General features: G+C 71.3%; 13 protein-coding genes. 7 read left to right on the top strand and 6 right to left on the bottom strand.

All coding sequences use genetic code 11. The annotated features are described in order from the left end of the window. Positions 1 to 38: 38 nt before the first annotated feature. Positions 39 to 824: a UdgX family uracil-DNA binding protein gene (locus tag C5B96_RS12660; RefSeq protein WP_146078170.1), complete on the top strand. Its 786-nt coding sequence runs from the start codon at positions 39 to 41 to the stop codon at positions 822 to 824. Between the two features lie 180 nt (positions 825 to 1,004). Here the strand turns inward: C5B96_RS12660 and C5B96_RS12655 are convergent, their stop codons facing one another. From C5B96_RS12655 to C5B96_RS12640, 4 genes are all read right to left on the bottom strand, one after another. Further along, entirely contained in the window at positions 1,005 to 1,493 is a 489-nt protein-coding gene (locus C5B96_RS12655) for a CarD family transcriptional regulator (protein WP_104245722.1), read from the bottom strand. A 126-nt stretch (positions 1,494 to 1,619) separates the two neighbouring features. After that, the gene (locus C5B96_RS12650; protein ID WP_104245721.1) at positions 1,620 to 2,099 is read right to left on the bottom strand and encodes a hypothetical protein; all 480 of its coding nucleotides are present in this window, start codon (positions 2,097 to 2,099) and stop codon (positions 1,620 to 1,622) included. Between the two features lie 83 nt (positions 2,100 to 2,182). Beyond that, a complete protein-coding gene (locus C5B96_RS12645) occupies positions 2,183 to 2,563 on the bottom strand; it encodes a tryptophan synthase subunit alpha (protein WP_369826481.1) in 381 nt (126 codons plus the stop codon). Continuing rightward, the gene (locus tag C5B96_RS12640; protein WP_104245720.1) at positions 2,560 to 3,345 is read right to left on the bottom strand and encodes a dienelactone hydrolase family protein; all 786 of its coding nucleotides are present in this window, start codon (positions 3,343 to 3,345) and stop codon (positions 2,560 to 2,562) included. The genes C5B96_RS12645 and C5B96_RS12640 overlap by 4 nt, the downstream gene beginning before the upstream one ends. Positions 3,346 to 3,482: 137 nt before the next feature. On the opposite strand from C5B96_RS12640, the gene C5B96_RS12635 reads away from it, so the two are divergent. From C5B96_RS12635 to C5B96_RS12620, 3 genes are all read left to right on the top strand, one after another. Next, on the top strand, positions 3,483 to 4,823 hold the full coding sequence (locus C5B96_RS12635; protein ID WP_104245719.1) for a PPOX class F420-dependent oxidoreductase: 1,341 nt from the start codon (positions 3,483 to 3,485) through the stop codon (positions 4,821 to 4,823). Positions 4,824 to 5,067: 244 nt separating this feature from the next. Then, positions 5,068 to 6,792: an AMP-binding protein gene (locus C5B96_RS12625; protein WP_104245718.1), complete on the top strand. Its 1,725-nt coding sequence runs from the start codon at positions 5,068 to 5,070 to the stop codon at positions 6,790 to 6,792. Positions 6,793 to 6,796: 4 nt separating this feature from the next. After that, entirely contained in the window at positions 6,797 to 7,144 is a 348-nt protein-coding gene (locus C5B96_RS12620; RefSeq protein ID WP_104245717.1) for a hypothetical protein, read from the top strand. Positions 7,145 to 7,164: 20 nt separating this feature from the next. Here C5B96_RS12620 and C5B96_RS12615 read toward each other — a convergent pair whose 3' ends face one another. Then, the gene (locus C5B96_RS12615; protein WP_233189187.1) at positions 7,165 to 7,488 is read right to left on the bottom strand and encodes an ATP-dependent DNA ligase; all 324 of its coding nucleotides are present in this window, start codon (positions 7,486 to 7,488) and stop codon (positions 7,165 to 7,167) included. A gap of 92 nt (positions 7,489 to 7,580) precedes the next feature. Here C5B96_RS12615 and C5B96_RS12610 point away from each other — a divergent pair, with 92 nt between their 5' ends. The 3 genes from C5B96_RS12610 to C5B96_RS12600 are packed head-to-tail and all read left to right on the top strand — an operon-like array spanning position 7,581 to position 10,267. Continuing rightward, entirely contained in the window at positions 7,581 to 7,988 is a 408-nt protein-coding gene (locus C5B96_RS12610) for a thioesterase family protein (protein ID WP_104245716.1), read from the top strand. A 30-nt stretch (positions 7,989 to 8,018) separates the two neighbouring features. Then, positions 8,019 to 9,203: a low temperature requirement protein A gene (locus C5B96_RS12605; protein ID WP_199176647.1), complete on the top strand. Its 1,185-nt coding sequence runs from the start codon at positions 8,019 to 8,021 to the stop codon at positions 9,201 to 9,203. A 2-nt stretch (positions 9,204 to 9,205) separates the two neighbouring features. Continuing rightward, on the top strand, positions 9,206 to 10,267 hold the full coding sequence (locus C5B96_RS12600; protein ID WP_104245715.1) for an LLM class F420-dependent oxidoreductase: 1,062 nt from the start codon (positions 9,206 to 9,208) through the stop codon (positions 10,265 to 10,267). A gap of 44 nt (positions 10,268 to 10,311) precedes the next feature. On the opposite strand, the gene C5B96_RS12595 is transcribed toward C5B96_RS12600, so the two are convergent. Beyond that, positions 10,312 to 11,355, bottom strand: a complete 1,044-nt coding sequence (locus C5B96_RS12595; protein ID WP_104245714.1) for a hypothetical protein — start codon at positions 11,353 to 11,355, stop codon at positions 10,312 to 10,314. Between the last annotated feature and the right edge of the window lie 52 nt (positions 11,356 to 11,407).

The following is an 11,407-nucleotide window of genomic DNA, read 5'->3' as shown; positions in this document are numbered from 1 at the left end:
GGGTTGAGGCGCGGCGTGGGGGAAGGGAGGGTAGGAGCATGAGCGACGAGACCGAGCGGCCGGGCGCCGCGGCGTGGGTGCCCGAGTACGACGACCGCGAGCAGGGCGCCGCGCCGGGGGGTGGCGCCGCGCCGGAGGGTGGCGCCGCGCCGGAGGGTGGCGCCGCGCCGGAGGGTGGCGCCGCGCCGGCGGGGGACGCCGCGCCGGCCTCCGCGCCGGCGAGCGTCGCGGCGCTGCGGGCGGCCGCACCGGCGTGCCGCGGCTGCGAACTGCAGCAGCACGCCACGCAGGTCGTGTTCTCCGCCGGAGCGCAGACCGCGACCCTCATGCTGGTCGGCGAGCAGCCGGGTGACCGGGAAGACCTCGAGGGCCGCCCGTTCGTCGGGCCGGCCGGCCGCCTGCTGGCCGACGCGGTCACGAAGGCCGGCATCGACCGCGGCGCGCTCTACGTCACCAACGCCGTCAAGCACTTCCGCTTCGAGGAGCGCGGGCCGAGGCGCATCCACAAGACGCCCGCGGTCGGGCACGTGGTCGCCTGCCACCCCTGGCTCGAGGCGGAGGTCGACGCGATCGCGCCGCAGGTCATCCTGTGCCTCGGTGCAACGGCCGCGCGCTCGGTGCTCGGGCGCACCGCATCGGTCACGCGGGAGCGCGGCCAGCTGCTGCAGGCTCCGGATGTCGCGGCCCGTCTCGGCCGAGATGTGAAGGTACTGCTGACCACCCATCCGTCGGCGGTGCTGCGGCTCCGCGGCGAGCCCACGTTCGACGACGCCTTCGCCGCACTGGTGGCCGATCTCCGCCTAGCCGCCTCGCACCTCCGCTGACGGCATCCCGCCCGCCGTCCCGCCAGGCATCCCGCCCGCCGTCCCGCCCGCCGTCCCGCCCGCGAGACGGTCACTTCCGACCCAGGGGGTCAGGTAGACGGGTCAGTCTCGCCCGCAGGTGACCATCTCGGCACCAGCGCGTCGCGGCGGCCAGCGCAGCGATGCGGCCGCCAGCGCGGGCTACTTGACGGCCGCCAGCACGTCGTCGAGCAGCAGCGAGGCCTTCTCGTCGGTCAGCGACTGGGCGAGCGCGAGCTCGGAGACGAGGATCTGGCGCGCCTTCTCGAGCATGCGCTTCTCGCCGGCCGAGACGCCCTTGTCTTCGTTGCGGCGCCAGAGGTCGCGCACGACCTCGCCGACGCGGTTGACGTCACCCGACGCCATCTTCTCCTGGTTGGCCTTGTAGCGGCGCGACCAGTTGCCCGGCTCTTCGACGAACGGGTTCTGCAGCACGTCGTAGACGGCCTGTACGCCGGCGTCGTCGATGACGTCGCGCACCCCCACGAGGTCGATGTTGTCGACGGGGATCTTGATGGTCAGTTCGCTGGTGTGCACATTCAGCGTGATGAACCGCTTCTGCTCGCCCTTGACGTCACGCGACTCGATGGCCGTGATGGTGACCGCACCGTGGTGGGGGTAGACGAGTGTCTCGCCGACTTCAATCTTCAATTACGACAGCCTCTGTTCAGATGGTCTCGGCTCAGCGAGCGAATCCGGTTCGAAAATGCACCGGACAGTGAGCACAGAGTGCTATTCTACCCGACCGCAGACCCCACTCGCGCCGCGGGCCGTACTCTACCCGCGCGAACGCGTGCGGTAGGGGTGAGGCGCCCGAAAGTAGGCGTTCGACGCCGGCAGGAACATCAGCACGAGCGCCACCAGCGCCACCAGCGAATGCGCGATGCCCACGGCGACGTTCGCCGAGTAGTCGAGCGCGGTGCCGAACAGGCCGATCACCCCGAGGATCGTGAGCGCGTTGCGCGCCCAGGTGCGCCCCCGCAGCATGTACACCGCGGCCACGAAGCGGAAGACCGCGAACGCGATCAGCACCACGGCGATCGCGATGAGCGGGGCCACCACGCTGACCGCGTCGTCACCCGACGCCCCGGTCACCCACGGGATGGCCGCTCCGACCAGCGCGATCAGCAGGGCGCCGGCGACCGTGAGCACGGCCTCCGAGACCCAGAGCCAGAACGAGACCTTGATCTCGATCGGGGCGGCGATCAGCGCCGATTCGTCGGTGAATTCAGGGCCGGAAAAGTCGGCAGCAGTCATCGGTGGTCCCCCCACGTCGTCAGATGGCTCCAGACTAGCGGTTCGGCGGGCGGATGCCGTCGACCGGGTTCGGGCGGGGGCGACTAGCGCCGCTGGGCCCGTTCGGGCTGCCAACCGTGCTCTCCGAGCATCCGCCAGACCGTCTTCGTGAGGTCGGGATGCTGCAGCGCGATCTGCCTCAGCACGCGGTACTCGCGGGCGCTCGATGCGCGCTGCCCGCCGTTCGCGTCGATGGCCTCGGCCCGCAGCAGGTAGACGACGAGTTCGTCGACGCTCGGCAGTTCCTCCATGAACGCCCACGGGTCTTCCCCCGCCAGCAGTCGCTCGTGCACCACCGTGTCGAGCTCCTCGCGTGCCTCGGCACGCAGAACCTCGAGGCTGGCGCGCCCCCGGGGCCCGAGCTCGGGCTCGCGGCCCCGCCGACCGTCGTGCGCGCCCGGCGCGCCCCTGTCTTCTTCGCTCAAGCGAAGATCTCGTCGAAGAAGGCCTGCATGGCGACCCACGACCGGGCGTTCGCGGTCGCGTCGTACATGGCCCCGAAGTCGGGTGCATTCGTGTCGGGCATCGTGAAGGCGTGCATCGCACCGCTGTAGCTGACCACCTGCCAGTCGGGGGCGCCCGCGGCGCGCAGTTCGTTCTCGAAGTCGACGACCTGGTCGTCGGGCACGACGGGGTCTGCGGCACCGGTCAGCACCAGCAGCGGGGCCTGGATCGCTCCCTCGGCGGCCGGCGTCTCGGTGGCCAGTCGGCCGTGGAACGAGACGGCGCCCGCGATATCTGCGCCGGCGCGGGCGAGCTCGAGTGCGCCGGATCCGCCGAAGCAGTAGCCCATCACGGCGATGCGCTCGGGGTCGACGCCCGGTTCGGCGCGCAGGCGCTCGAGGTTGGCCGCGAGGTGCGCGCGAAAGAGGTCGGTGTCGCCGTAGTACCGGCCCGCCGCGGCACTCGCCTCCTCCTGGCCGAGCTCCACCCCTCCCCCGTAGACGTCGCCGGCCAGAGCTACGTAGCCGAGGCGCGCGAGCATCTCGGCGCGCACGCGGGCGTGGTTGTTCAACCCTGACCAGTCGCTGATGATGAGCACGGCCGGGCGGGCATCCTGAGCCCCCGCCGGCTTCGCCACGAACCCGCCGAACGAGACACCCGCACCCTCGAACGTCACGTCGTGCGTCTCGACGGGCGAGGTCTCGGGAACGGATGCCAGCAGGTCGTCGAGCGCGGGAGTGAGCGGGGTGGGGTAGGAAGTCATACCTCCAGCCTACGCACGGAAACCCGGCAGCGAGCCGTGTGGCGTGGCCTCAGCCCCTGGCGCCCGGGCGCTGCGCGCGCCCGGCCTCGCCGCCTACCATGAGGGGGTGGGCCGGTGGCCCGGCGTGAGGAGATTCCGTGTCGATCCCGATGGCCGTCACCCGCCTGCTGCTGCGAACACAGCCGACCGGTACCCGCGATGCCGACACCGTACTGGGCCGCATCGCCGAGCGGAAGCCGGCCGCCCCGATCAGCCCGGCCATCCGGAGCCTGGCGACCGTCGAGGAGCTCTCGGTGCAGGGTCGGCGCGTCGTGCGCCTCACCCCGAGAACGGGTGCGAGCGGGGCGCACCTCATCTACACGCACGGGGGCGCCTACGTCTTCCCGCTCGTCGCGCCGCACTGGGGCATCATCGCGCGGCTCATGGCCGGCAGCGGTGTGGGCGTGACCGTTCCGTTCTACGGGCTCGCCCCCGAACACAATGCCGAACAGGCCTACGCGCTGCTCGACGAGGTGTACGCCGAGGCCGAACGCCGGCACCCGGGCCGGGTGTTCCTGGCCGGCGACTCCGCGGGTGGTGCGCTGGCGCTGGGGCAGGCCATGAGGTACAGGGATGCCGGGCTCACGCCGCCCGCAGCCCTCCTCCTCTTCTCGCCGTGGGTCGACGCCACGCTCTCGAACCCGGAGGTGCCGGCCCTCGCGAAGCTCGACCCGATGCTCGGCGTCGGCGGGCTGGCGGCTGCGGGCCGGTGGTGGGCGGATGATCTCGACCCCCGTTCCCCGATGGTCAGCCCGCTCTTCGGCGACCTCGGCGGCCTGCCCCCGGTCTTCAGCTACCAGGGCGGCCGCGACCTGCTCGCCGCCGACGCCCGGGAGCTGACGCGGAAGGTGATCGCAACCGGCGGACGGGCCGAGCTGCGGCTCTACACGAAGGCGTTCCACGTGTTCGTCGGGGCGCCATGGACGCCAGAGGCGCGCCGGGCGTTGCGGCACGCTGCGAGTGTGCTGCGGAGCGAGCCGGCGGCGCGCGACCGTAAGCTCAGGGTCATGACGCCTCCCCCTGCGCCCGGCGCGCTCGGCCCGCTCGGCTCGCTCGGCCCGCTCGGCGACGAGTCGTTCGTCTCGCTGGCGACCTTCCGCCGGTCGGGGGTGCCCGTGTCGACGCCGGTCTGGATCGCCCGCGACGGCGACGCGCTGCTGGTGGTGACCCCGGCCGAGAGCGGCAAGGTGAAGCGGCTGCGCAACAGCCCCCGCGTGGAGCTCCGCCCGTGCGATCGCCGCGGCCGGGTTCCCGCGGGCGCTGCCACCACAGAAGCGGTGGCCGAGATCGTGGAGGCACCCGTCGAGGTGGAGCGACTGACGATCTTCTTCCGCTCGAAGTACGGCATCGAGTACCGCGCCTTCATGCTCATCGAGCGCATCGTGGCCCGCCGCCGGAAGCCCCGCGTGATGCTCCGCATCACCGCCCCCGCCGCCTGACCCGCGCAGCAGAACCTCACCTCGGAGCGGTCGCAACCGAGGATCAGCGGCGCGATGCGCCCCCCGCGGCGACCATCGCCGGGCTCATCCTCGGTTGCGCGCAACGCGGTGGCCACCGCCACCTGGCGAGCGGTCACGGCGGCCCGGGCAGCGGCGCGTCGAGCGGCCCTGCGGCCCGGGCGGGCCCGGCCCCGCCCGGCCCCGCCCGGCCCCGCCGGCGCCGCCCGGCTCTACACTGAAACGCATGAGCGAGACCCACAACACCCAGAGCATCCGTGCCGCCCGGAACCAGCTCCTCGATCTCGCAGCAGACTACGACACCGCCGTCGCGGAGTTCGCCTGGCCCGAGATCGGGCCGACCTTCAACTGGGCGACGGAGTGGTTCGACGTCATCGCGGCCGGCAACGACCGGCCGGCTCTCTGGATCGTCGAAGAAGACGGCAGCGAGGCGATCTACAGCTTCGCCGAACTCGCCGACCGCTCCGACAGGGTCGCCACCTGGCTCGCCGCCCGCGGCATCGCACAGGGCGACCGCGTGCTGGTGATGCTCGGCAACCAGGTCGAGCTCTGGGAGTGTGTGCTCGCGCTCAGCAAGCTCGGGGCGGTCATCGTTCCGGGTGCCACCGCGCTCGGCCCCAACGAGCTCGTCGACCGCATCACGCGGGGCGAGATCGCCCACGTCATCACCGACGGGGCCGAGACCGCCCGGTTCGAGGGCGTCGACGGCGACTACACGCGCATCGGTGTCGGGGCTGCGGCGCCCGGCTGGGCATCCTATGCCGACGCCCTCGACGTCGAACCCGACTTCACGCCCGCCGAGCCGCTCGCGACCGACCCCCTGCTCGTGTACTTCACCTCGGGTACCACCAGCAAGCCGAAGATGGTCGAGCACACCCAGACCTCCTACCCCGTCGGCCACCTCAGCACCATGTACTGGATCGGGATGCGGCCGGGCGACGTGCACCTCGCCATCAGCTCGCCGGGCTGGGCGAAGCACGCCTGGAGCCTGATCTTCGCGCCCTGGATCGCCGAAGCGACCGTGTTCGTCTACAACTATTCGACCTTCGACCCGGCGAAGCTCGCCGCCCAGCTCGACCGCGCCGGGGTGACCACCTTCTGCGCTCCGCCGACCGTCTGGCGCATGCTGATCCAGGCGCAGGGCGTCGTGCGTCCGCGCGCGCTGCGGGAGGTGCTCTCGGCGGGCGAGCCGCTGAATCCCGAGGTCATCGGTCGCATCGAGCAGAGCTGGGGCCTGACCATCCGCGACGGCTACGGCCAGACCGAGATGACGGCGGCGATCGCCAACACGCCCGGCAGCGTCGTCAAGCCCGGTTCGATGGGGCGCCCGCTGCCCGGCGTTCCGGTGCTGCTCGTCGACCCGCTCACCGGCGAGCGCACGCAGGAGGGCGAGATCTGCCTCGACCTCAGCGAGCATCCCTTCACCCTGATGGCCCGGTACCTCGGCGATGCCGAGCGGAACAGCGCCGTCACGCGCGACGGCTACTACCACACGGGTGACATCGCCTCGCGGGATGCGGCCGGCGACATCACCTACATCGGGCGCACCGACGATGTCTTCAAGTCCTCCGACTACAAAGTGTCGCCGTTCGAGGTCGAGAGCCTGCTGATCGAGCATCCGGCGGTGGTCGAGGCCGCCGTGGTTCCCGCACCCCATCCCACCCGGCTCAGCACACCGAAGGCCTACGTCGTCCTGGCCGAGGGCTGGGCTCCGGATGCCGAGACCGCACAGGCACTCTTCGCTCACTCTGCGGCGACGATGCCCTCGTACATGCGGGTGCGGCGCATCGAGTTCAGGGAACTGCCGAAGACCATCTCGGGCAAGATCCGCCGGGTCGATCTGCGCACCCTGGAGGAGGAGGCCGACCGCACGGGAGTGCCCCGCGAGAGCGAATGGCGCGAGGAACAGTTCAGAGGCCCGAAACCGGGTGCGGCAGGCAGGGTATGGTGATGCGATGAGAGAGCTGCACTACGGTTCAGGCGTGATCACGGTCAGCTTCGACGTGTGCTCCGCCGTGTTCGACTACACCGTCGCCCTGGCCAACGCCGGCGTCACCGATCGCATCACGGTGCCCGTCTACTTCAACGGCGAGCGCGGTTTCTCGAACCTGTTGCTCGGCCCGAACACGCAGCTGTACTGCACGGCGGGTCCGGATGCCGCCGCCGGGGCCGACGCAGAGACCGTCCCCGAAGACGCCGAACTCCTGGCCGATCTCGCCCGCAAGACGCGGCTGCTCGGGGCCCAGCACACGGTCACCCCTTCGGACCGCTCGCTCGGCGTACACCTCTCCGACATCGACTGAGGCGAGTCGGCGCGCTGGGCTCAGCGCGCCTCGGCGCGGGCCACGGCCGTCTTCTCGGCAACCAGTTCCAGTCCGCCCGAACCGTTCGCGCGATCCATCAACGCCTCGATCCAGACGCGGTTCAGCGGAACCCTCTTCGACCCGTGGAAGGTGAACTCGAGGTGCATGGCCGGGTGCATCCAGAGCACGCTGTGCCCGCTGCCGAACTCGGCAGACCGCGCCCAAGTGAACGAGAAGCACTCGCCACGACGCAGTTTGGCGATCATCACCGCCTGCAGATGCGCGAGATCGCGGTCTTCGATGGCGATCGGCTTCAGAGAAGGACCGTAGCTGAGAGTGCCCAAGGCTGTTCCTAACCGTCGCGAGTGCAGGAGTCGAACACACGAGAGGTCTGGCCGCACATTCCGTCCCAGCCTAGACGGGTAGAGTTTCGTCGGTGAACAGCTCGCGCAGACCCTTCGCCACCCGCTGGAACGACAACGACGTCTTCGGGCACCTGAACAACACGGTCTACTACACCGCGATGGACACGACGATCACATCGTGGCTGATCACGAACGGGCATTTCGACATCGAGACGAGCGAGACGCTCGCGTTCTGCGTCTCCTCGTCGTGCCGGTTCATCGAGCCCGCGTCGTTCCCCGACACGCTGGAGGTCGTGCTCCGCGCGGGCAAGGTGGGCACGACGAGCATCGTCTGGGCGCTCGACCTGTTCCGCACGAGCGACGGCCTACAGGTGGCGGCCGGCGAGTTCGTGCACGTCTTCGTGGGCCGCGACACGAAACGGCCCGTGCCGATTCCCGCGACCCTGCGGGAGGCCGTCGAGGCCGAGCTCGTCGGCTGACCCCGCGCGGCAGCCAGTACGCTTTCGCTCATGACGAGCATCCTGAGCCGCCTCGATCTCCGCCCGATCCGGCCGCGCGACAAGCACGAGCCGCACCGCGTCGCCTCCACGCTCGAACTGTTCTTCGACCTCGTCTTCGTGGTCGCCGTCTCGCTCGCCGCTCAGACGCTGCACCACCTCGAGACCGAGCAGCACATCGCCGTCGGGGCCGGCGCGTACCTGATGGTCTTCTTCGCCATCTGGTGGGCCTGGATGAACTTCACCTGGTTCGCGACCGCCTTCGACAACGACGACTGGCTCTACCGGGTCACGACGATCGCGCAGATGGCCGGTGTGCTGGTGCTCGCAGCGGGTGTCGAGACCGGGATGGTCGACGGCGACTTCACGCTGGTCACCTTCGGGTACGTGATCATGCGACTCGCGATGGTCAGCCAGTGGCTGCGGCTCGCTGTGAACTCGCCCGAATACCGCACCGTGGCCGTGCGGTACGCGGTCGGCATCACTGTGGTGCAGGCCGCCTGGGTGCTGCGACTGCTACTGCCCGAATCCGTGGGGGTCGTCAGCTTTCTCGTGCTGGTGGTGGCCGAGGTGTGCGTGCCCGTGTGGGCCGAGCGGCGGCAGGTGACGCCGTACCACAACCACCACATCGCGGAACGGTTCGGGCTCTTCACGCTCGTCGTGCTGGGCGAGGGCCTGCTCGGTTCGGCGAACGCCATCATCGATTCGCTGAAAGACAGCGAGCACATCGTTCCGCTGGTCGCGCTGGCGGTGTGCTCCCTGCTCATCGTGGCGGCGATGTGGTGGCTCTACTTCGCGACGCCCCTGCACGGCCGGTTCGGAACACTTCGCCAGTCGTTGACCCTCGGCTACGCGCACTACGTGATCTTCGCGGCAGCCGCGGCCATGTCGGCCGGCATCGAGGTGCTGGTCGACCTCTACGGCGACCAGACCGAGCTGCCGCCGGTCGCCGCGGCCGCGACGCTCACGGTGCCGGTGGCGGTGTTCGTGCTGGCCGTCTGGCTGCTGGCGGTGCGGCCGGCCGCCACGGGAGCGGCGAATGCGATCATCCCGCTCGCCGGCCTGGCGATCGCGGCCAGCGCCCTGCTGCCGGCGGCCGAGGTGTTCACCGCGGCTCTGCTGGTGGTGATCGTAGCGACGCTGGTGGTCACCGGGCGCGACGGCACCGTGCGGAATGCGCGGCGGGCAGAGGGGTGAGCATGCGACTGGGCGTCACGATCGACTACGCGGAGGACTTCGCGGATGCCGCGGCCGAAGTCCGCCGGCTCGAAGGCGCGGGGGCCGAGGTCTTCGCCGTCTCGGAGGCCTACTCGTTCGACGCCGTCAGCCGGCTCGGCTACCTCGCAGCGATCACCCGCACCGCGACCCTCATGTCGAGCATCCTGCCGATCTACTCGCGCACGCCCGCCCTGCTCGCCATGACCGCCGCGGGGCTCGACTCGCTGTCGGGCGGGCGGTTTGAACTCGGGCTCGGCAGCTCGGGGCCGCAGGTCATCGAAGGGTTCCACGGTGTTCCGTTCGCCCGGCCGCTCGGGCACCTGCGCGAGACGGTCGACATCTGCCGCACGGTGTGGCGGCGCGAGCGGCTCGAACACCGGGGGCGTGAGTACACGGTGCCGCTGCCTCGGGAGCAGGGCGGCACCGGCCTCGGCAAGCCGCTGAAGCTGATCAATCGGCCGGTTCGAGCATCCATTCCCGTCGCAATCGCTGCTCTCACGCCGCGCGCCGTCGAGCAGACGGCAGAGATCGCCGACGGCTGGTTCCCGTTCCTCTACCACCCCGAGCGGGCAGATGAAGCGTGGGGCGCCTCTCTCGCCGCGGGGGCCGCCCGGCGCGACCCCGCGCTCGGGCCGCTCGACGTGATCGTCGGGGTTCCGCTCTTCGTCGGGCGCGACGACGGCAGCGACGACGCACTCATCGAACGCATGCTCAGCGCCTACCGCGAGCGCATGGCGCTGTACGTGGGCGGAATGGGCGCCCGCGGCGCGAACTTCTACACCGACCTCGCGGTGCGCTACGGCTACGGAGCCGACGCCCTGCGGGTGCAGGAGCTCTACCTCGCGGGCGAGAAGGCGGCGGCTTCGGATGCCCTGCCCGACGATTTCGTGCTCGCGACGTCGCTCATCGGCAGAGCCGGGCGCGTGCGGGAGCGGCTGCAGGCGTTCGCGGCGTCAGGTGTGACGACCGTGCTGGCGCAGCCGCTGGCTCCGACGGCGGGCGGCAGGGTGGCGTCGTTCGAGGCGCTGCGCGGGATGCTCTGAGCCGGGCAGAGCTGCGCGAGACTTTGCTGTGCTGCGCGGTTCCGCTAGAGCGCGAACCGGTCGCCGAAGAGGGCGGCGAGCCGGGCATCCAGAGCCGCAGTGTCGTCGTCGAGGTAGGCGTTCACGGCCGCACGGGCGTGGGCGGCGGCCCGGTCGAGCGGAACCTGCGCCTCGATGCGCCGGGCGAGGGACTCGGTCGCGCGCACCTTCTGCACCTGCGAGGGGCTGGAGAGGTCGGGCAGGTTCATCAGGTCGTCGTGGGCGGCCTGCTCGAGAACCCAGCACAGGTCCCAGAGCAGACTGAACGACGGCTGCCGGAGGGCCTGGCGGATGACCGCCGTCTCGAGGTAGTACGACGAGACGGGCACGCGGTTGGCGTACTTCCAGGCGAGCACGAGCCGGATGAGCGTTCGCAGGTGGGCGTCGCCGATGCGCTCGAGCAGCTGCTCGCGCGCGCCCGGGCGGTGCAGCACCCACCGCCGGGCGGCGTCGGGCACGGCGAGGGTGGCGCTACCGGCGTCACCGGGCGCTTCGTACGCGGGGATGAGTCGGAGGCGGAGGGGCCGCGCCTCGGCGTCGCCGGCGTTGCCGTCGTTGCCGCCGCGCGCCGCCGCGCCTCCATCGTCGCCGCGCAAGTCGGCGTCCGTGTTACTCGCTGCCGGGCCGCCGCCGCCACGCGCGCCGCCGTCCACCAGCACCGAGTCGGGCGCCAGCCGCACCCCCGCGTCCGGCAGAGCACCCGCCACCTTCGCCCGAAGCCCTTCCAGCGCCCGCGCCAGCGACCTCGGGCGCCCTCCGTCGAGCACCACGAACACGTCGAACCGGCTCGCCCCGTGCACCGCAGTGCCGTGCCGGAACGACCCCGCGTCCACCACCCGCAGCACCCGCGCGCCCCCGCTCCCGGCGCCCTCTCGACCAGCCGCACCCTCACGCCCGGCCACACGACCCGCTGAGCCACCCGCCGACCCGCCCGCCGGCGCCAGCGCATCCGCCACCCGATCGCGGAAGACCCGGTGCGCCGCAACCTCGTCCTCCGGAACCCGCGCCGCCGCGGCGATCCCCTCGAGCACCGCGCCGACCTCGTTCACACCCGCTCCCGCCTCACGCCCCGAGCCTACGTTCCCCGCCCCTCCGCGTCAC

Source organism: Subtercola sp. Z020 (assembly GCF_002931235.1).
In the GTDB taxonomy this organism is placed as follows: domain Bacteria; phylum Actinomycetota; class Actinomycetes; order Actinomycetales; family Microbacteriaceae; genus Subtercola.
This window is presented reverse-complemented; position numbering and strand designations above follow the sequence as displayed.